General features: G+C 74.5%; 19 protein-coding genes. 9 read left to right on the forward strand and 10 right to left on the reverse strand.

The genetic code is table 11. The annotated features are described in order from the left end of the window. Window positions 1–22: 22 nt before the first annotated feature. The 6 genes from IF651_RS14770 to IF651_RS14795 form a co-directional block, all read right to left on the reverse strand. The gene (locus IF651_RS14770) at window positions 23–502 is read right to left on the reverse strand and encodes a GNAT family N-acetyltransferase (protein ID WP_191829902.1); all 480 of its coding nucleotides are present in this window, start codon (window positions 500–502) and stop codon (window positions 23–25) included. A 31-nt stretch (window positions 503–533) separates the two neighbouring features. Beyond that, window positions 534–1,871 (reverse strand): MFS transporter, encoded by a 1,338-nt coding sequence (locus IF651_RS14775; RefSeq protein WP_191829903.1) that lies wholly within the window; start codon window positions 1,869–1,871, stop codon window positions 534–536. Between the two features lie 11 nt (window positions 1,872–1,882). Further along, window positions 1,883–2,830, reverse strand: a complete 948-nt coding sequence (locus IF651_RS14780; RefSeq protein WP_191829904.1) for a sugar phosphate isomerase/epimerase family protein — start codon at window positions 2,828–2,830, stop codon at window positions 1,883–1,885. A 111-nt stretch (window positions 2,831–2,941) separates the two neighbouring features. After that, window positions 2,942–5,008, reverse strand: a complete 2,067-nt coding sequence (locus tag IF651_RS14785; protein ID WP_191829905.1) for a thioredoxin-like domain-containing protein — start codon at window positions 5,006–5,008, stop codon at window positions 2,942–2,944. A 33-nt stretch (window positions 5,009–5,041) separates the two neighbouring features. After that, complete coding sequence (locus tag IF651_RS14790) at window positions 5,042–5,284, reverse strand: hypothetical protein (RefSeq protein WP_191829906.1); 243 nt, start codon at window positions 5,282–5,284, stop codon at window positions 5,042–5,044. A 74-nt stretch (window positions 5,285–5,358) separates the two neighbouring features. Further along, window positions 5,359–6,405, reverse strand: a complete 1,047-nt coding sequence (locus IF651_RS14795; protein ID WP_191829907.1) for a chymotrypsin family serine protease — start codon at window positions 6,403–6,405, stop codon at window positions 5,359–5,361. 83 nt (window positions 6,406–6,488) lie between these two features. Between IF651_RS14795 and IF651_RS14800 the strand changes: the two genes are divergently transcribed. Then, window positions 6,489–6,854: a VOC family protein gene (locus IF651_RS14800; protein WP_191829908.1), complete on the forward strand. Its 366-nt coding sequence runs from the start codon at window positions 6,489–6,491 to the stop codon at window positions 6,852–6,854. Window positions 6,855–6,874: 20 nt separating this feature from the next. Here the strand turns inward: IF651_RS14800 and IF651_RS18295 are convergent, their stop codons facing one another. Beyond that, complete coding sequence (locus IF651_RS18295; RefSeq protein WP_191829909.1) at window positions 6,875–7,651, reverse strand: WYL domain-containing protein; 777 nt, start codon at window positions 7,649–7,651, stop codon at window positions 6,875–6,877. Window positions 7,652–7,725: 74 nt separating this feature from the next. Between IF651_RS18295 and IF651_RS14810 the strand changes: the two genes are divergently transcribed. The 3 genes from IF651_RS14810 (at window position 7,726) to IF651_RS14820 (ending at window position 9,970) form a co-directional block, all read left to right on the forward strand. Beyond that, a complete protein-coding gene (locus IF651_RS14810; protein ID WP_206715354.1) occupies window positions 7,726–8,487 on the forward strand; it encodes an alpha/beta fold hydrolase in 762 nt (253 codons plus the stop codon). Window positions 8,488–8,624: 137 nt separating this feature from the next. Next, a complete protein-coding gene (locus tag IF651_RS14815; protein ID WP_241744498.1) occupies window positions 8,625–9,470 on the forward strand; it encodes an alpha/beta fold hydrolase in 846 nt (281 codons plus the stop codon). Between the two features lie 302 nt (window positions 9,471–9,772). Next, window positions 9,773–9,970: a hypothetical protein gene (locus IF651_RS14820; RefSeq protein WP_191829910.1), complete on the forward strand. Its 198-nt coding sequence runs from the start codon at window positions 9,773–9,775 to the stop codon at window positions 9,968–9,970. Between the two features lie 110 nt (window positions 9,971–10,080). On the opposite strand, the gene IF651_RS14825 is transcribed toward IF651_RS14820, so the two are convergent. Continuing rightward, window positions 10,081–12,369 (reverse strand): prolyl oligopeptidase family serine peptidase, encoded by a 2,289-nt coding sequence (locus tag IF651_RS14825; protein WP_191829911.1) that lies wholly within the window; start codon window positions 12,367–12,369, stop codon window positions 10,081–10,083. Window positions 12,370–12,662: 293 nt separating this feature from the next. Here IF651_RS14825 and IF651_RS14830 point away from each other — a divergent pair, with 293 nt between their 5' ends. Next, window positions 12,663–13,658 (forward strand): type IV toxin-antitoxin system AbiEi family antitoxin domain-containing protein, encoded by a 996-nt coding sequence (locus IF651_RS14830; protein WP_191829912.1) that lies wholly within the window; start codon window positions 12,663–12,665, stop codon window positions 13,656–13,658. Between the two features lie 27 nt (window positions 13,659–13,685). Here IF651_RS14830 and IF651_RS14835 read toward each other — a convergent pair whose 3' ends face one another. After that, window positions 13,686–15,857 (reverse strand): cytochrome c oxidase assembly protein, encoded by a 2,172-nt coding sequence (locus IF651_RS14835; protein ID WP_191829913.1) that lies wholly within the window; start codon window positions 15,855–15,857, stop codon window positions 13,686–13,688. A gap of 59 nt (window positions 15,858–15,916) precedes the next feature. Beyond that, entirely contained in the window at window positions 15,917–16,378 is a 462-nt protein-coding gene (locus tag IF651_RS14840; protein WP_191829914.1) for a PPOX class F420-dependent oxidoreductase, read from the reverse strand. 227 nt (window positions 16,379–16,605) lie between these two features. Between IF651_RS14840 and IF651_RS14845 the strand changes: the two genes are divergently transcribed. From IF651_RS14845 to IF651_RS14860, 4 genes are read left to right on the forward strand one after another with little or no spacing between them, the layout of a single operon-like run. After that, entirely contained in the window at window positions 16,606–17,604 is a 999-nt protein-coding gene (locus IF651_RS14845; protein ID WP_191829915.1) for an AAA family ATPase, read from the forward strand. A 22-nt stretch (window positions 17,605–17,626) separates the two neighbouring features. Next, window positions 17,627–18,565, forward strand: a complete 939-nt coding sequence (locus tag IF651_RS14850; RefSeq protein ID WP_191829916.1) for a DUF58 domain-containing protein — start codon at window positions 17,627–17,629, stop codon at window positions 18,563–18,565. After that, window positions 18,552–19,046: a hypothetical protein gene (locus IF651_RS14855; protein ID WP_191829917.1), complete on the forward strand. Its 495-nt coding sequence runs from the start codon at window positions 18,552–18,554 to the stop codon at window positions 19,044–19,046. Before IF651_RS14850 ends, IF651_RS14855 begins: the two co-directional genes overlap by 14 nt. Next, window positions 19,043–20,095, forward strand: coding sequence for a vWA domain-containing protein (locus IF651_RS14860; protein WP_191829918.1), 1,053 nt, complete (start codon window positions 19,043–19,045; stop codon window positions 20,093–20,095). The genes IF651_RS14855 and IF651_RS14860 overlap by 4 nt, the downstream gene beginning before the upstream one ends. The last annotated feature ends 5 nt before the right edge of the window (window positions 20,096–20,100 follow it).

Genomic DNA, 20,100 nt, shown 5'->3' on the forward strand with positions numbered 1-20,100 from the left:
CGGTGACCGGAGCGGGTACCGCCTATGCCGCTCCGAGCGGGCGGCGCATCGCGAAGTTCACCAGCTCGACGCCCCGGAGCACCGGTCGCTGCTCACGCACCAGGACGAAACCGTGCCGCTCGAAGAACGGGCGCGCCGTGCGGCTCGCGTGCGTGGTGAGCTCGGTCGCGCCGTCGCGCGTCGCGGTCTGCACCACCCACGCGAGGAGCGCCGACGCGACGCCCTGCCGAGCGACGTCCGGGTCGACGAACATCATGTCGACGTAGCCGTCGGTGTCCACGTCGGTGAAGCCGACGACCCGCTCTCCGGAGCACGCGACCCGCGTCCGGGCGCCGGCGCGGCGTGCCGCCCAGGCCTCCAGGTCGCGTTCGCCGTCGTCGTGCGGAGCCCACGCGGCGACCTGCTCGGGCGTGTAGTCGTGGCTCGCCGTGAGCCGGACCGCGCGGTCGAACACCGCGAGCGTCGCGGCGGCGTCCGCGGGGTCGTAGTCGCGCAGGTGCACGTCTCGACCGTACCGCTCGACCGACGTCCGCTCAGGGCTCGGGGTGGTGGGCGTCGTAGTGCCAGAACCCGCGCTGCGCGCGCACGACGAGCCACAGCACGACGACGCACGCGACGCCCCCGATCACCGCGGCCCAGGCCTCGCCCACCCACGCCGCGTCCGCACCGAGCACGAGCTCTCCGAGACGCGGCCCGCCCGCGACGACGACGATGAACACGCCCTGGAGGCGACCGCGCATGTCGTCGGGTGCGGCCGTCTGCAGGATGGTCTGCCGGAAGACCGAGCTCACGGCGTCGGACGCCCCGGCGAGCGCGAGCGCGACGCCCGCCGCGACGATCCACCCGACGAGCGCGGTGCCGGGAGACGTCGCGCCCACCTGCACGAGCACGAGACCGAACAGCACGATGGACGCCCCGTACGCGGTGATCGCCCACACGATGACACGACCCTGCCACCGCACGCGGGAGAGCCCGCCGGAGAACGCGCTCGCGAGGACCGCCCCGATCGCGAACGCCGCCGCGAGGACGCCGGTCGTCGTCTCGCCGCCACCGAGCCAGACGACCCCCGCGGCGGGCAGCAGCACGCGCGGCGACGCGAGCACCATCGCGGCGAGGTCGACGAGGAACGTCGTGCGGATCGTGGGCTGCGTCCCGAGGTAGCGCAGCCCGTCGAGGACCGACCGCCACCCGACGACGCGGCTGCGGCGCCGACGTCGGGCCGGGTCCACCGCAGCCGGGGACGCGCCGGGACGGGACGCCGCGAGCGGCGGCAGGTCCGGCAGCCGCCAGACCGCCCACAGGGCGGCGGCGAACAGGACGGCGTCGATCGTGTACGCGACCTGGTACCCCCACAGCGCGACGAGCGCCGCACCTCCGAGCGGACCGACGGTCAGGGCGACGTTCCAGGACAGCGTCTGCAGCGCGTTCGCGGCCGGGAGCAGCCTCGGCTCGACCAGGCGCGGGATGATCGCGGTGCGTGCCGGGTTGTTGATCGCGAACGCCGCCGACTGCAGCGCCACCAGCCCGTACAGCACCCCGACCGACTCGACGTGGAACCAGGCCTGCAGCGCGATCAGCGCCGTCACCACCCACAGCGCCGACGACGCCGCGAGCGCCACCTTGCGCCGGTCGTAGGCGTCGACGAGCGCGCCGCCGTACAGGCCGAGCACGACGAGCGGCACGAGCGCGCAGATCCCCAGGACACCGACGGCGAGGGAGGACTGCGTGAGGGCGTACACCTGCAGCCCGACGGCGACGACGGTGAGCTGAGATCCCAGGTTGGAGACGCCGAGGCCCCACCAGAGCCGTCGGAAGGGCGGGGACGTGCGCAGCGGCGTCGTGTCGGCGAGAAGACCGTTGACGCGAGCCACGATCGAGGAGCCTACGTCAGCCGGGTGCCGGCGGGGCCGTCGCCGTCCTCGTCGTCGTCCACCAGGTCGTCCTCGTCCCACGCGTCGAGGTGACGGTGCGCGTGCCCGGGCGGCGGCTCGTACGGGGGGTGGTCGCCCGGCGTGAGGTAGGTCCGCGCGAAGAACAGCGACGCGGCGAGGTCCTCGCGACGCTCGGCGGCGGTGCGCGCCCGGCGCGTGGTGATCTCGACGACGACGTCGCCCGACCAGCCGCGGCGCACCAGCTCGCCGAGCACCTTGTCGCACGGCTGGTCGCCGCGACCGGGTACGAGGTGCTCATCCTTGAACGACGCCGTCCCGTCCGCGAGGTGCAGGTGTGCGAGCCGGCCGTCGAACACGTCGAGCAGCCCGAGCGCGTCCTGGCGCGCGACGGCGGCGTGCGAGATGTCGAGCGTGACGTGGTCGTAGCCGTGGTCGGTCGGGTCCCAGCCCGGCAGGTAGGCCTTCATCTCGCGCTTGCGCCCACGCCAGGGGTACATGTTCTCCACGGCGACGGTGACGCCGCCCGCGCCGTCGAGCTCGCGCACGAGGTCGGCGAACTCGCGCGCGTACTTGTACTGCCAGCGGAACGGCGGGTGCACGACGACGGTGCTCGCCCCGACCTCCTGGGCCATCTCGACGGTGTGCCGCAGCTTGGGTCCGGGCGCCCGTCCCCAGACGCGCTGGCTGACGAGCAGGGTCGGCGCGTGGATGGACCGGATCGGCATGCCGTGCTCGGCGGACAGCTTCAGGAGCGCGTCGGCGTCCTGGGTGGCCTCGTCGGACCAGACCATGACCTCCATGCCGTCGTACCCGAGATCGGCGGCGGCCTCGAACGCGTACGCGGCACGTCGCGGGTAGACGCTCGCGGTGGACAGCGTGACGTGGTTGCGCGGTTCTCCGGGCTCGGTCGGAGGGCGCTCCGTCGTCGCGTCTGGCATGCGGGCAACCCTAGCCCCGTCGGCCGCCGGTCACACCAGCGCGTCGCACCGGCGCGGTCCGCGCGGTCCGCCGTCGCCTCTTCGGCCGCGTCGTCCCCGCCGCACGGGTCGTCAGCCGCGCAGCGGGAGGCTCAGCACGGGGACGGCGGCGGGGATCGCGGCGCCGGGTCCCGCCGCGGGTCGGGGTACGACGCGCACGGGCACGCCCCAGTCCTGCTGCGCGAGGTGGCACGCGGGGAAGACGTCCGGGTCGGGCGTGCCGTCGGGGAGCAGCGGGACCTCGTCGCACGACGCCGCCCGCGCGGTCACGTGGATCACGCCCTCTGCGACGTCCGGGGCGACGACGAGGTCGCGCCCGAGCGCGGTCCCGGTGCCGGCGCCCGAGAGCAGCAGGCCCGGCGGGGTCGCGCTGACGCGCAGCTCGGTCGACGGGCCGAACCGGTCGTCGAGCGTGTGGCCCGGCGCGGGCACGAACGGGACATGGAGCCGCAGCGGCCCCGCGGCGACCTCGGTCACGGGGCGCTGCGTGCGGTGCGCGCCGCCGTCGAGCACCTCGCCCGCGAGGGTCGACGGCAGCGCGATCCGCGTGATCCGGTGCGCCGCGGACTCCACGACGAGCAGGTGGATGCCCGCCGACCCGTCCGGCCCGTCCACCACCTGCACGACGACGTCGCTGGGCTCCGCGAGACCCGTGGCGAGCGTCGTGACCTGCCCCCCGACCCGGTTGTCAGCATCGGGTGAACCCGTGGTGGTACGTGGTGCTGACAGGTCGGGGACGACGCGGCGGATCGCGCCGTCGTACGTGTCCGCTACCACGACGCTGCCGTCGGGCAGCACCGCGACCCCCAAGGGATGCTGCATCAGTGCCTGTTCCGCAGGCCCGTCGCGGTGGCCGAAGTCGAACAGCCCCTGTCCGACGGCCGTCCGCACCTCGACGCCTGCACCGTCCACCGGCGTCACGCGCCGCAGCGCCGACGTCTCCGCGTCCGCCACCCAGATCGCGCCGTCGTCGTCCACCGCGAGCCCTGACGGCTGCGCGAACCACGCCGACTCGCCCGGCCCGTCCTCGAGCCCCTCGTTCATGGTCCCGGCGAGCAGCGCGATCGACCCTTCCTCGGCCGTGCCGGCCGGACGGAACACCCACAGCGTGTGGTTCCCCGCCATCGCCACGACGAACGCCGCGAGGTCCTGCGACCACGCCACGTCCCACGGCGACGACAGCTTCTGCCGCCTCGGCCCGGTGAGAGATGCGACCGGGTCGAGCGGCCGGACGGAAGACCCGCCGCCACCACCCTCCCCGGTCTCCGGCACCACGTTGTCGGCCGCCCCCACCATGTACTGCTGCCCGTTCCCCGCGACGGTCGTCACCTCGCCGTCGGCGAGCCGCACTCCCCGCAGCGCGTGGTTGACGGTGTCGGCGACGAGCACGTCGTAGCCGAGCCGCGGCCGCAGCTGCGCCGGGACCAGGCACAGCCCGTTCGGCTCGCTGAACCGGGCGACGTCGGGCGCGCCGTCGACGAGGCCGCGCTCGCCGGACCCGATGCGGCGGACGAGCGTCTCGGCGTCGGACGCGAGCTCGGCGAGCGAGTGGTGGCCAGCATCCGCGACGAGCAGGTTCCCGCCCGGCAGCTCGATCGCCGTGGCGGGGAAGCGCAGCGTGCCCGACGTCGCGGGCGGCGGCACGTAGGGGCCCTGACCCCGGTGGAGGGTGCCCTTGGCGTCGTGCTCGGCGACCAGCTCGGCGACGAGCGCCGCGATCGCGGACGCGTGCCCCTCCCCCGCCATCTGCGCGACGACGTACCCCTCGGGGTCGACGACGACGAGCGTGGGCCAGGCGCGCGCGGTGTACGCGGACCACGTGACGAGCTCGGGGTCGTCGAGGACGGGGTGACGCACGTCGTAGCGCTCGACGGCGGCGGCGAGCGCGTCCGGGTCGGCCTCGTGCGCGAACTTGGGCGAGTGCACACCGACGATCACCAGCGTGTCACGGTTGCTCTCCTCGAGCTCACGCAGCTCGTCGAGGACGTGGAGGCAGTTGACACAGCAGAAGGTCCAGAAATCGACCACGACGACTTTTCCGCGCAGGTCCGCGAGGCGCACCTCGTGCCCGCCGGTGTTGAGCCAGCCGCGCCCGACGAGCTCGGAGGCGCGGACGCGAGGCAGGCGAGAGGAGACCACGCGACGATTCTCCCCCGTCGCGGTGCGGCAGGCCTACGTGGGGCTGATCGCTCCGACCACGCGCACCTCGACGTCCACCCCGGCGACCGAGCCGGGCACGTGCACCTCCGACGTCTCGACGTTCACCCGCAGCACCCAGTCGTCGGCATCGACATCGGCGCCCTCGGACGCGCCTCGTCGAGCTCGGCTCAGCCCGACGCCGGTCACGCCGTCCGAGCCGGCGAGCTCGTCGCGCAGCAACGCCTTGGCCTCGCGCGCTCGTCCGATGGTCGCCACGGCGCACCACCTCCTGCGTCCATTGTGCGCCCGGTCCGAGATCTGCGGGAGGGCTCGCGTCGTCGACCCGGGGCTCACGCGAGCAGCGTCGCGCCGAGCCTCTCCAGCACGGTGCCGATCGGGTTGCAGTACGTGAGGCCGGTCCCGTCCGTGCCGCCCGTCTCCGACCCGGCGAACAGCAGCCCGAGCGCGACGCCGTCGTCGCGGTACACGAGCGAGCCGGAGTCCCCGCCACGAGAGAACGGTCCGTCCCCGGTGGACTCGACCTCGACCTGGTCGTCGAAGCGCAGGGCGCCCAGCTCGTCGCCGTACCCGACGACGACGTCGTCGAGCTCGATCGCGGTCACGCGGCCGGCGGTCACGCCCGTGGTCCGGCCGATCTTGCCCACCGCCTCCCCGCCGAGCGCGACGGCGGTCCGGGTGATGCGCCCGACGGGGTAGGCCGGGTCGACCACGGGGTCGTCGAGCAGCGCGAGCGCGGCGTCGACCGTCTGCGTCACGCCTGCCGCGAGCGGGACGAGCGACGCGAGGGTGCCCACGCGGTCACCGGGTGCACGCCCGCCGTCGGCCGGCCCGGGCTGCACGACGACGTCCCCGACCTGCCCGCTCGGCGACCCCACCAGCACGTGCCAGTTGGACAGGACGTGCACCGCCGCCGGGTCGTACCCGGCCGCACCCACGGCGGGAGCCACCCGGACGAACGCCCCGAGCGTCCCTGCCGTCACGTCGACGTTCGCGATCGAGACGCCCGGCCGCAGCGGACGGACCCGGTCCGTCTCGCCGACGGCGAGCGCCGTGACGACCGGCGGTCGGACGCCCGGGCCGGCGAGCGCGCGGATGCGCCCGGTGCGGCGCACGTCCACCGTCTCCCCCGCCTCGGCGGCGACCTTGCGCGCGATGCTGCGCGCGGCCGGCACCCCGAGCCGGTACCGCACCGCGATGGCGTACCGGCCGTCGGCGCGCGGCGCCAGCCCGAGCGCGAGACTGGGCGCGCGGACCAGGGTGGCCGCGGCGTCGGGCACCCCGCTCGCCTCGATCCCCGGCGCCCCGCTGCGCTCCGCGAGCTCGCGTGCATACCCCGCGAGCTGAGACTTGATCTCCCGTGCCTCCTGCTGGTCCATGACGAGAGTCTGCTGGCTGCCGCCCACACCGGCGCACCGCATCTCGCGACGCCGGGCGACGTGGCCTGCGTCACACTGGTTGCATGACACTGACGTTCAGCGGCGCCGTCGTGGACTGCGCCGACCCGTCCGCGGTGGCGGACTTCTGGCAGGCGGCCCTCGGGTGGAGCGGGCGCGAGCGCGGCCCCCACGGCGAGGCCGTCGTCTTCCCGCAGGACGGCGAGACGGTCCTCGGACCTCCGAGCCTCGTCTTCCAGCGGGTTCCCGAGGGGAAGGTCGCGAAGAACCGCGTCCACCTCGACTTCTCCGCGTCCGACCAGGCCGCCGAGGTCGCGCGTCTCGAGGGCCTCGGCGCCCGACGCGTCGACGTCGGGCAGGGCGAGGGCGAGACGTTCGTCGTCCTCGCGGACGTCGAGGACAACGAGTTCTGCGTGCTCCGCGGCGACTGACGAGCGCCCGCCCGGCTCGCTCAGCGCGCGCCCGGCACCGCGGCCGCGTCGGCCGGCGGTTCCCCCACGTCGGCCACGGCCCGCGGCACGTACTCCTCGGCCGTGACGTCCGCGCGCACGACGCGCGCGAGGCGGAACCAGCGGACCGCCTCGCGCAGCCGGCACCACGCGACCAGGTACCAGCTGCCCTCGGTGTGGGCGAGGATCACCGGCTCGACGCGTCGCGACGTCTCCTCGCCCCGACCGTCGCGGTACCGGATCGCGAGGACGCGCGACGTGGAGAGCGACTGCTCGACCGCACGCAGCACGCGCAGGTGCGTCCGCGCCTGCCCGACGACGTCCCCGCCGCCGTCCGGCACCCCCGGGACCGGCGGTCGCACCCGGCCGACCGCCTCCGGTGGCGACGGCGGTCGCAGCCAGACCCGGGCGGCGAGCGCGTCGGCTCGCTGCCGGTCGTCCGGGCCGAGCGTGTCCCACACCTTCCCGCGCGCGGACGAGGCGTCGACGGCGAACGGGCTGCCGGGCGGGAGCGTCGCGAGGGCGACGGCGACCGCGACGGCCTGGCCCGGCGTGAAGTTCACGGGCGGCAGGGTCGCGCTCGGGTCGAGCACGTAGCCGCCACCGGGGCCCGCCTGCGCCCAGATCGTCAGACCGGCCTGCTGGAGCGCGGCGACGTCGCGCTTGATCGTGCGCTCGCTCACCTCGAGCGCCGCGGCGAGCCGCGGACCGGTCGTGCCGCTGCGACCGGCGCGGCGCAGCTCCTCGGCGATCGCGTAGAGCCGCTCGGTCCTGTTCACGAGACCCTCCCCGGTCGCGGCGCTCCGACAATGGTGACAGACAGGTGTCACCGTCCGGGTGCGATGGTCGAGTCATGACCGAGATGACGCAGCAGGAGAAGCGACCGTCCGAGACCTCCGTGCACGTCGTCCTCGTCCCCGGCTTCTGGCTGGGCGCGTGGGCGTGGGACGACGTCGTGCCCCACCTCGAGGCCGCCGGCCTCGTCCCGCACGCCGTGACGCTCCCGGGCATGGCGGCGGACGACACCGCGGCCGAGCGTGCCACGACGACGCGCGACGACCACGTCGACGCCGTGGCGGCCCTGGTGGCGGGCCTCGACGGCGACGTCGTGCTCGTGGGGCACAGCGGGGGTGGACCCGTCGTGCAGCAGGTCGTCGACCGCGACCCGGCTCGCGTGCGCCGGGTGGTCTACGTCGACACCGGTCCCCTGGTCGACGGTGCCGCGCTGAGCCCTGGGCTGCCCGCTGACGTGACCGAGCAGGGCCTGCCGACGTGGGACGAGCTCGCGGAGCAGGGGTCGAGCACCGACGGCCTGGACGACGCCGCGCTCGCCCGGTTCCGCGGCCGCGCGGTCCCGACGCCCGCGGGCGTCGCGCGCGACCCGGTCCGCGTGTCGGACCCCGCGCGGCTCGCCGTCCCCGCCACGGCGATCTGCTCGTCCGTCCCGTCGACCGTCCTGGCCGAGATGGCGCACCCCGGGCCGCCGCTGCACACCGAGCTGGGCGAGCTCGCCGACCTCACGTACGTCGACGTCCCGACCGGACACTGGCCGATGCTTTCGCGCCCGCGCGAGCTCGCGGAAGCGATCGCCGACGCGGCCCGGTCAGGTCGCTAGGCCCGACGTCGGCGGCCTGGCACCACGCACCCTGCGGTGACGTGTCACGTCCGGGACCCGGGCGCGGTCGGAGGAGCAAGAGACGGACGACGGTACCCACCGCAGCCCGCCCTCCGGTCGACACGAAGGAGAGACCCATGCCTGCCGAGCCGCTCGTCGTGCTCCTGCACGGCGCGTTCGCCGAGTCCGCGAGCTGGTCGGGCGTGACGACGATGCTCACCACCACCGCGTTCGGTCCCGTCTCGACCGTCGACGCCGGGCCGCTGACCGTCGGCTATGTCGAGGTCGGAGACCCGGACGCCACGCCGGTCGTCCTGCTCCACGGCTATCCGTACGACGTGCACAGCTACGTCGACGTGGCGCCGCTGCTCGCCGGATACGACTGGGGAGGACGCGCGGCGTGCGGCGTCGCCGCGCTGTGGCCGGAGCGCGTGCGCGGGCTCGTGTCGGTCAACAGCTACCTCGAGCAGGACGTCGCGGCGTCGCAGGCGCCGATCCGCCCCGAGCTCGAGGCCGGGTTCTGGTACTTCTGGTACTTCTCGACCGAACGCGGTCGGCGAGGGCTGGAGCAGAACCGCGCGGAGGTCGCACGTGTCATCAGGGCGCGGAACTCACCCGAGCGGACCATCGCCGACGCCGACCTCGCGCGGTCCGCCGTCGCGTTCGACAACCCCGACTACGTCGACGTCGTGATCCACTCCTACCGCCACCGGCTCGGCCTCGCGCCGGGCGACCCGACGTACGAGGGCCTTGAGAGATGGCTGGCGCGACTCCCCCGGATCGACGTACCGACGATCACGCTCGACGGGCTCGCGGACGGCAACTTCCCGGCAACCGACGGGACGCAGTCGGCGACGCACTTCGGAACTCGACGCGAGCACCGTCAGGTCCCGCACGCGGGCCACGAGCTCCCGGCGGAGGCGCCACGCGCGTTCGCGAGCGCGGTGCTCGACCTGGCGCGGACCCCCGCCCGGCTGCCATAGTGCACGGCGACCGCGCGCCGCGCCCTGCGCCCTCGCATCACGAGGTTCGCGCGGCGCTGCTGTGGGCTCTCGAGCACGACCGCACGGCTCTGCTCGAGCATCGCGACACGACGCAGCGCAGCCCCTGGATCGCGTCGCGAGAGGCCGCCGACCGCGACCTCGTCCGGCACTGGCGTCTCTCGGTCTCGAGCGAGAACGCGGACAAGGTCTTCACAGAAACCGCGTCACGAACGGGCGACTTTCCTGTCTCCTTCGGTGGAAGCGGCCGCAGGGCCGCGCGACAACCGACGACGAGACGGACCATGCACGACACACTGCCGACCGCGCCCTCACGCTACGAGGTCCGCACAGCTCTGCTCTGGGCCCTCGAGCACGACCGCGACGCGCTGCTCGAGCACCGCGAGACCACACAGCGCAGCTCCTGGGAAGCCGCGCGAGGCGCGGCCGACCGACACCTCGTCCGCCGCTGGCGGGCGTCGGACCTGGTCCCCGGCGCATAGCCCCGAGGCGCCCGGAGAATCCGCGTCGCAACGGTGGGCTCTGACGCCCGCGACGAACTCTTCGACCGGTGGGTTGCCAGAAGAGGGAGCTTCCGCTCGGTGGTGGGCGCTCAGCCCAGGGTCGGGGGGAGCCGGGTGTCGTCCTCGCCCTTCGGGGTCGTGAGCACGTGCTCTGCCAGGAACGCGAGGACGACCTGGTACCAGACCTTCGCGTGCTGGGGGCTGAGGATCCAGTGGTTCTCGTCCGGGAAGTACAGGAACCGGTGCACGGTCTCGCCGTCGGGGCCGGCCGGTAGGCCGGACGCGGACAGCAGCTCGTACCAGAGCCGCAGCCCCTCGCCGATCGGCACGCGGTAGTCCTTGTCGCCGTGCACCACGAGCATCGGCGTGACGATGTCGCCGACGAACCGGTGCGGGCTGTTCTCGAGCGCCATCTCCGCCGTCATCTCACGCTGCCAGTAGTAGGCGTGGTCCGTCGTCGGGCCGAACTGGTCGAGTGCCCACAGGCTCGCGTGCGTCACGATCGCGCGGAAGCGGTCCGTGTGCCCCGCGACCCAGTTCGCCATGTACCCGCCGAACGACCCTCCCATCGCGGCGGTCCGGGTCGCGTCGACGTCCTCGCGCGCCTCCACCCGGTCCGTGATCGCCATGAGGTCCGTGAACGGCGCCTGCCCCCACGCGCCCCAGCCGCGCTGGACGAAGTCCTGCCCGTACCCGGTCGACAGCGCCGGGTCCGGGAGCAGCACCGCGTACCCCTGCGCGACCATCAGCCACGGGTTCCAGCGCCAGCTCCACGCGTTCCACGAACCGAGCGGACCGCCGTGGATCCACAGCAGCATCGGGGCGGGGTCCTCGGCGCTCGCGCCGTGCGGCAGCGCGAGCCAGCCGCGCACGCGCACCTCGCCCGACGCCGCCGTCTCGACCTCCACGAGCCGGCCCGGCAGGTCCGGGGTCGCGACGGGAGCCTGGAGCGCCGTCGCGGCGACGGGGGACCGCTCGCCCGGGGCGCCGCCGTCGAGGAACGCCCCCAGGTCGATCCGGACCGGGTGCGCCGGTGCGAGGTAGCTCGTGCGCAGCGCGTAGACGGTCCGACCGTCCGGGGAGACCTGCACGTCCGTGAAGGTCGCGTCGTCGCTCGTCACGCGCTGCGCCGTGCCGTGCTCGCCGTGGGAGTCCGCCGCGAAGGTCACGAGGAAGACGGGGCCGCGGCCGTCGTCGTCGGCCGTGACGAGCAGGCCCGAGCCGTCGGGGAGCCAGCGCAACGACGTCGGCCAGCGGTCCCAGTGGGGCGCGAGCGTGCGGGGCGTCGCGTGGTTCTCGGCGCGCGTGGTGGGGGTGTCGTCGTGCGAGCCCGCCGTCCCCGCGGCGGCGTCGGAGGCGTGCAGCGGGACGACGACGATCGTCTCCTCCGGCGCCTGCTGGGGCGTCGTGAGGGTCTCGCGGACGAACGCGACGAACGCGCCGTCGGGCGAGATCGTGGGGAAGTGCGCCTGGGCACCCGGCTCGTCGACGAGCGTGCGACGCGTGCCCGTCGCGGTGTCGATCGCGACGAGCGCGTTGCGGACCGCCGGCCCGGGACCCGCGACCTGCCAGGTGACCACCAGCGTCGTGCCGTCCGCGGACAGGTCCGCGCCGTGGTCGGTCAGCGCGCGGCCCGGCCCGTCGCGCTGCCCGTCGTCCTGCCCGACGCCGCGGCTCACGTCCCGCAGGTCCAGCAGCCTCGGGTCGTGGTCGGCAGAGTCGCCCTCGTCGTCACCGGCAGGCTCCGGCAGCGGGCGCGCCGGCTCGTCGGCGAGCGCCGTCAGGTCCGCGACGAACCGGTGGGGCTGCCCGGGGCCGAGGTCGTGGTCCCAGTGCCGGACGGGGTACGCGTCGTGCAGGATGGCGGCGACCTTCGCGTCCTTGCGGGCCGTGCGGAGCTCGGTGTCGTGCGTGAGGTCGCGAGCGCTGGGCAGCACCTCGGCGGCGACCGAGACGACGGGGGCGTCGCGCGCCGCGAGCGGCGCGCTCACGCCCGCCGCGGTCGTGGCGACGACGCGGGCCTCCCCGCCACCGGACGGCAGGAGCCACAGCGCGCTGCGTGCTTCCTCGGACTCGTCGGACGCATCCGGGTCGGGCCGCGCGGAGGTGAACAGGACGTCGCCCGCGGCGGTGAACGCGGCGCTGGACTCGCCCTTGCGGCTGCGGGTCAGGCGCCGGGCCGGCGCCTCGCCGACGGGGTCGACCTCCCACAGCGCCGTGCGGTACCCGGTGCGCTGGGAGTCGAGGGTCTGGACGGTCGTCACGAGCCGCGTCCCGTCCGGTGACAGCGAGAGCCCCGCGACGCGCGGGATCGCGACATAGGCGTCGAGGTCGTGGAACGGGTTCTGCGGGGCGGTCGCGGCGTCGTCGTTGCTCACGAGTACGTCCTATCACGCCGCCCACCCCGCCGCTCCCAAGCCCCGTCCCTCCCCGCCGAACACGACCTGAGAGTCGTTCTGGCGCTCTTGGCGACCTCCACGTCGTGCTCGACGGCGGGTGGTGGGGGTTTCGGGGGGCCGGGTGGGGGTGGGTGGGGGGTGGGCGGGGGTGGGGTGGTGGGTGGGGTGGGGTGACGGTTCTGGGTGTGCACAGGACGGCCGGGAGGTCGCGTCGTCCACAGGGGGTCGTCGAGCGGCGCCTGGATCGGCCCGGCTCTGCTCGGATGCCTCCTGTGCGAACTCTGACAGACGTCCCGACCGAGCTGGTCGAGCTCGCCCGTGCCCAGGAAGGCCTGCTCGCCGCGCGCCAGTGCGACGCGTTCGGCGTCACGTCGCACCGTCGTGAGCGTCTGGTCCGGCAAGGGCGCTGGCACCGGATCACCCACGGCGTCGTCGACACGTCTCGGGTGCCGCCGTCCCAGCGCGACGGCCCGCGCCGTCACGAGCACCTGCGCCGTCGGGCGGCGTGGCTCGGGCTCCTCGCCTACGGGCCGGACGCGATCGCCGTCGGACAGTGCGCGTTGGTCCTGCTGGGCGTGGAGGGCGTGCGCACCGACGTCGTGCCGGAGGTCACGCTCCCCGGCGCCCGGGCCGGGCGCTCCCGCGACGGCATCCAGCTGCGCCAGTTCGACGACGGGATGACGGTCGCCCCGGTCGACGGGCGACCGGTAGCGACGCCGGACTGGGCGCTCGCCCAGGCGGTGCCGGAGATGGGCCGGCTGCGCGCGGTCGCGGTCATGGACAGCGCTCGGCACCGGAGGCTGATCACGACGGCGGAGCTCGCGCACGCGCACGACCTGGCGCGCGGGCGTCGCGGCGTCGCGCGGACGCACTCGTGGTGGGTCGAGTCCGACGGACGAGCGGAGTCCCCGCTGGAGACCTTCGCGCGTCTGGACTGCGTCGACGCGGGGATCGCCCCGGACGACCTCCAGGTCGAGGTGCACGACGCCGACCGGTTCCTCGGGCGCGGCGACCTCGGCTGGCGCCTGCCCGGCGGCCGGTGGTTGATCGCCGAGCTGGACGGCCGGGACATCCACTCCACCCCGGACGCGCTGCTGCACGACCGCGCGCGCCAGAACGACCTGCTCGCGTCCGGCGCGGTCGACCTCCGACGCTTCACCGGCAGCGACGTCACACCCCCGGGCGCACCCCACCGAGGCCGCCTGGTCCACGAGATCCGCCGCACCCTCGCTCGAGAACGCCACCACTCGCCGTCGAACACGACATGAAGGTCGCGAAGCGACTCAGAACGACCCTCATGTCGTGTTCGGCGGGTTCTTGGGGCGGGTGGGGCGGGTGGAGCGGCGGCGGGCCAGCTGTGCCAGCATCGCGTCGTACTCCGCGCGGCTTCCGGTGTCTTCACGGGGCTGGTCCGGGCGCCGCTCGGTCGGCTGTGGGGGGGCGGGTGCGGCGGGCTCTCCCGACCTGAGCCACCGCACCAGCACGATCGCCGCGAGCGTCACGACCGACAGCTCGCCGATCGCCCACGCGACCGCGCCGCCGCGCTGCTGGTCGACGATCGCGCTCGGCCACCAGTCGCGTCCCAGCAGGCCGAACCACTCGGCCTCGAGCAGCACATCGCTCGTCGTGAGGACCAGCCCGACGACGGCCCAGAGCACGAACACGGCGAGCAGCAGGACCAGCCGCCGGACGGGCGAGGGGCGCAGCGGGCCGGGGTCGATCCCGACGAGAGCGTTCGCGAACAGGTACCCCACGAGCACGAACCACGCCGTCGCCGCGAGGTGGCCCGCGTAGGTCGTCAGGGCGAGCCCGAGCACCGGCGTCCAGAGGTAGCCGACGACCGAACCCGCGACGAGCACCGTCGCGACGACCGGGTTCGCCGCGACCTGCCCCACGCGCGACGTCACGACGCCCAGCACCCACTCGCGCGGGCCGCGCGAGCCGTCGGTGCGCGCCGGCACCGCGCGCGCGAGCAGCGTCACGGGCGCGGCGAGCGCCAGGAGGACCGGGACCACCGCCACGAGGAGCACGAGCTGGGCCGTGTGCGCGCTGAACAGGACACGCCCGTACATGGCGGGACCGCCGGAGGTCGCCCAGAGGGCGAGCAGCACCCCGGCGCTCCACGCCACGGTCCGCCCGACCGGCCAGCGCTCGCCGCGCCGCGCGAGCCGCCGGACCCAGCCGAGGTACACCACGAGAGCCACGGCGCACGCCGCCGCGGCCAGCACGTCCCACTGCCACTGCGTGACCCAGCGGCCGAGCGTGGGCTCGGGCGGCAGCGGGTACCCCGTGACGACCTCGGCCGCGGTGCTGTCGAGGATCACGTCGTCCGGCACGGGGGGTGCGGTCGACGCGAGCGCGACGGCGACCCCCGAGACGGCGCCCATGATCGCGAGCTCGACAGCGACGAGGCGCCAGAAGAGGCCCCGGGTGGCCTGGGCGGCGCTCCCCGAGAGGCCGCCACGCGGCGTCGGGCCGCTGCCCTCGCCACCCGCCCGCGTGGTCCCGCCACCCGCGGGCGTGGTCCCGCCACCCGCGGGCGCGGCCCCGAGCCGCCGCACGACGCGCTCGCGGTGCACGTACCCGAAGGCCCCCAGCGCGAGCAGGAGCGCGAGCTTGGTGAGGAGCAGGATCCCGTAGCCGGTGAGCAGCCCGGCGGCCGAGTCGACGCGGATCGTCGCGTTGACCACGCCGGACAGACCGACCGCCACGTAGCACCACAGCGCGATCACGGAGTAGCGCCCGACGGCGGCCGCGAAGTCTGCGCGCCCCAGCCCGCCGCGGACGCGGACCACGGCGAGCGTCCCGAGCCCGCCGACCCAGAGCGCGGCGCCGGTCAGGTGGGCGAACATGGTCGACACCGCGAGCTCGTGGCTCGCCGCCCCCGCAGCGTGGCCCGTGCTCGCCTGGGCCCCCACGGCGACGAGCGCGAGCCCGAGGGTCCACATCGACCCGACCGGGCCGCGCACGCCCAGGGCGAGGGCCGACGTCGCCGCAGCGACGACGATCACGACGAGGTAGCTGCGCCCGAGGCCCACCTCGGAGACGAACAGCCCGAGCTGGTCACCGAAGGTGGGATCGGAGATCGCCGACCCGGAGATCGACGAGTAGCGCAGCACGAGCTGCACGACCGTCAGCACGGCCCACGTCGCCGACGCCGCTCCGGCGACGCCCAGCGCGCGGCGCACCGTCTCGCCCGGGGTCAGGACGCACGCCGCGAGCGCGAGCGACCCGAGGGTCAGCGCGAGCGACAGCTCGACCAGCACCGTGGCGACGGGGGTCCCGAGCCGCGCGAGCACGCCGGGATCGGGAAACCCGACGGGGATCGAGAACGCCCCGGAGAACGCCCCGGCGGCGAGCACGGCCACCACGGCGACGGCGACGGCGAACGGGCCGGCGGCGACGAGCCACCACGGGTTCGCCGACCGAGCGCCCGACGGCGCACGACGCGCGGCTGTCGAGGTCACCGGACCAGGGTAACGACGCTGGCCGGGCGCTCGGGAACGAGCGGCCGGAGCCGCCACGATCAGGCCCGGGGCGGGCGGGCCATGCCGTACACGTGGGTGACGCGCACGCGGAGCACCTGGCGCTGCTCGGCGACCATCGCGCGGCGGAACGCGGGCCAGTCGTCGTGCTCCGCGCCCGTGCCGCGGAACGTGTCCACGAGCTCGTCGACGACGGCGTCGGCCGGGTCTGCCGCGACGTCGCTCAGCTCGGCGTCCCCCTCGAGGACGACGTAGCTCCAGAAGTCCGGCGCGCTCACGTGGAGCGAGACCCGCGGGTCCCGCGCGGCGTTGCGGGTCTTCGCGCGGGTCGCGGTGACGGACACGCGGGCGACCAGCTCGTCGGGGTCCCACGCGTACAGCACGTTGGAGAGCTGGGGACGGCCGTCGCGCTTGACCGTAGTCAGGACGCCCTGGTGCAGCGAGGCGGCGAGATCCAGCAGGGCGGGGTCGGCGGCGCGGGCCGCCCGTTCGTCGGTGCTCATGCCCGGCCAACCACGCGCCGCCGGGCAAGATTCCCGGGCCACCGGGTCCGCCGGGCCGCCTGGCGTCGCAGGGGAGCTCTCCGGGCGTCGCAGGGGACCCCTCCCCATGCCGCCCTGTGGACCAGGTGCCGGGGAACCAGACCCCCGCTGGCATACTGGGCCGGGTTCGCCGGGGGCCGCGGCCACCCGGGCGGGCATCCGACGAGACCACTGCGAAGGACGTCCCCATGGCCGTAGGGCACGGCAGCATCCCCACCGAGGACCTCGACCGCGCGAGCCACCTGCTCAAGCGGGTCGGCCTGGTGTTCGACCAGCGCGTCGTCGGGCAGGAGGCGCTGCGCACGGCCCTGGTGAGCACGCTCCTCGCAGGGGGCCACATCCTCCTCGAGTCGGTGCCCGGTCTCGCCAAGACGACCGCCGCCCAGACGCTCGCGTCCGCGGTCGACGGCAGCTTCCACCGCATCCAGTGCACGCCGGACCTCATGCCGAACGACATCGTCGGCACGCAGATCTTCAACTACGCGTCGGGCAAGTTCTCCACGCAGCTCGGCCCGGTGCACGCGAACGTCGTGCTGCTCGACGAGATCAACCGGTCCTCGGCCAAGACGCAGTCGGCGATGCTCGAGGCGATGCAGGAGAAGCAGACCTCGATCGGCGGCGAGGAGTTCAAGCTCCCCGACCCCTTCATGGTCCTCGCGACGCAGAACCCCATCGAGGAGGAGGGCACGTACGTCCTGCCCGAGGCGCAGATGGACCGCTTCCTCATGAAGGAGGTCCTGACGTACCCGGCGCCGCTGCAGGAGCTCGAGATCCTGCAGCGCGTCGCGACCGGCCAGATGACCGAGCCCATGACCGCGCAGCCGATCTCGCTCGACGACGTGCGGTTCCTGCGGGGCCTCGTCGACGACGTGTACGTCGACGACTCGATCAAGCGCTACATCGTGGACCTCATCAACACCACGCGCTTCTCCGGCCCGCGCCCGGTCGCCGACCTCCAGCGGCACGTGCGCGTCGGGGCGTCGCCGCGCGGCGGGATCGCGCTCATGCGCGTGGGTCAGGCGCTCGCGGTCATCGCGGGTCGCGCGTTCGTGGTCCCGGACGACATCAAGGCCGTGCGCTACGCGGTGCTGCGCCACCGGCTCGTGCGCACGTTCGACGCGCTCGCCAACAACGTCCCGCCGGAGCAGCTCGTGGACGCGGTGTTCGACGCCGTCCCCACGCCCTGACCGCCCCGTCCTGAGAGCACCCATGACCGACGTCTCCCGTCTCGCCCAGGTCCGGGCCCGGCTCGACCTCCCGGTCGCGCGCCGGGCCACGGGCCTGCTCGAGGGACGTCACCGCTCCATCTACAAGGGGCACGGCCAGGACTTCGACGACCTGCACCTGTACGCGCCCGGCGAGGACGTCGGCGACATCGACTGGAAGTCGTCGGCGCGTGCCGGCATCCCGGTGATCCGGCGGTTCGTGCGCGAGTCCAACCTCAACCTCGTGCTCGTCGTCGACACGGGCCGCACCCTGGGCGCGACCGCGCCGAGCGGCGAGACCAAGGCCGACGTCGCGGGCTTCTGCTGCGCTCTCGTGGCCTACATCGCCCGGGACCGCGGGGACAGGGTCGCGCTCGTCGCGGGTGACGCCGAGCGCCTCGTGCAGCTCCCGCCGCGCGCGAGCACGCAGGACCTCGAGGTGCTGCTGCGCACGGTCGAGAACCAGTGGAGCCCGGACGCGCCCGCGAACGACCTGACGCGAGCGCTCGACCGCGCCATGACCGCGTTCCGCAGCCGCTCCCTCATGGTGGTCATCACCGACGAGGCCCGCCCGGACGCCCGCCACGAGCAGGTGCTGCGCACGCTGCGCGTGCGCCACGAGCTCATGGTCGTGCAGGTCGCGGACCTGTCCGCGCTCTCGGTCCGGGTGCCCGACGCCGCGGGCTCCCCCACCCGTGCGGGCCGGGGCCGGCGTCGGGACCGGGAGATCGAGGACGTCGACGGCACGCTGGACCTGCCGGCGTTCCTGCGAGGCCGCCCCGAGCTCGCGCACGCCGCCGAGGCCGCGTCGCACGAGCGGCGCGCCGAGGTCGCCGACCGCCTGCGCCGCCTGCAGATCCCGGGCGTGACCGTCACCGGCACCGAGGACGTCGTGCCGCGCTTCGTCGAGCTGTTGGGGAGGCAGAAGCGTGCCCGTCGATGAGCTCGTCGACCCCGTCGGCTACTCCGGCTGGTGGACCGTGGCCGGTCTCGGTCTGCTGCTCCTGGCCGGGGCGGTCGTGTTCGCCGTGCTGTGGTTCACCCGTGCGCGCGCCGTGGAGAAGGACGTCCGGCCTCCCGCCGGGGGGTACCTGTCCGCCGACCGGTGGGCGGCTCTGCGCAGCGAGTACGAGGCGCGGCTCGACGCCGTCGAGCGCCGCTACCACGAGGGGGAGCTCGACGAGCGGGCCCTGCACCTCGCGCTGTCCGCCGAGGTGCGCGCCTTCGCGAGCCGCCGGCTCGGGCAGGACGCGTCGTCCATGACGCTCTCGGAGATCCAGCAGCTCTCCGGCGCGGGACACCTGACGCAGCTCATCGCGAGCTACTACCGGCCGTCCTTCGCCGAGGACCAGGACCCGCGCGCGCACGAGGTCGACCCCGGGTCGTCCGTCGCCCGCGCCCGGACCGTGGTGAGGACCTGGTGAGCGGGCCGCAGAGCACGATCCTGTGGCCGTGGGTCTGGGTCGGGGTCGTCGTCGGGGTGCTCGCCGCGGGCGGGATCGCGTGGTGGCTGGCCCGCCGTCGCCGGGCGGACCGCACGGGCGGCGAGGTGCTGTGGGTCGCGAACTCGGCGTACCTCGCCCGTCTCCCCGCCTTCACGGCCTGGGTGCGGCGGTACCGGCTGCTGCAGGGCGTGGTCGCGGTGGGCCTGCTCGTCGGTGTGGTCGGCGCGGGCGCCGTCGCGGCCCGACCGGCGCAGACGGACGTCGTCACCGACCGGCTCGGCACGCGCGACATCGTGCTGTGCCTGGACGTGTCGGGGTCGATGCTCCCCTACGACGGCGCGGTGCTGAAGGTGTACCAGGAGCTGGTCGAGAACTTCGAGGGGGAGCGCATCGCGCTGTCGATCTGGAACTCGTCCTCGCGGACCGTCTTCCCGCTCACCGACGACTACACGCTCGTCCAGGAACAGCTGCAGGCGGGCGTCGACGCCGTGGACAAGGACCCCTCCGACTTCGACTGGGACGGCAGCGACGACGCCGAGATCCTCGAGTTCGCGCAGTTCACCGCGGGCACGACGGCGAACCTGGCCGGCGCGAGCCTCGTCGGCGACGGGCTCGCGAACTGCGCGCTCCAGTTCGACGAGGAGGACACCGACCGCTCGCGCTCGATCATCCTCGCGACGGACAACTACGTGTCCGGCGAGCCGATCTACACGCTCGAGGAGGCCGCGGACCTCGTGTCCTCACGCGACATCACGCTGAACGGGCTCTACGGGGGCACGGAGTTCTACCGGGACACCCCGGAGGAGACGGAGTACCGCGAGACCGTCGAGGACGGTGGCGGCCTGTACTTCTTCGCCGACGACCCGTCGGCCGTCCAGAGCATGGTCGACGACGTCGTCGCACAGCAGGCCGTCGAGCTCGACGCCACCCCGGAGGTGCAGGTCACGGACCGTCCCGCCGGCTGGTTCCTCGTCGCGCTCGGCGGCGTGGCGGTCCTGCTCGTCGCCGCGTGGCGGGTCAGGGAGTGAGGGAC

The organism is Cellulosimicrobium arenosum (assembly GCF_014837295.1).
GTDB lineage: Bacteria > Actinomycetota > Actinomycetes > Actinomycetales > Cellulomonadaceae > Cellulosimicrobium > Cellulosimicrobium arenosum.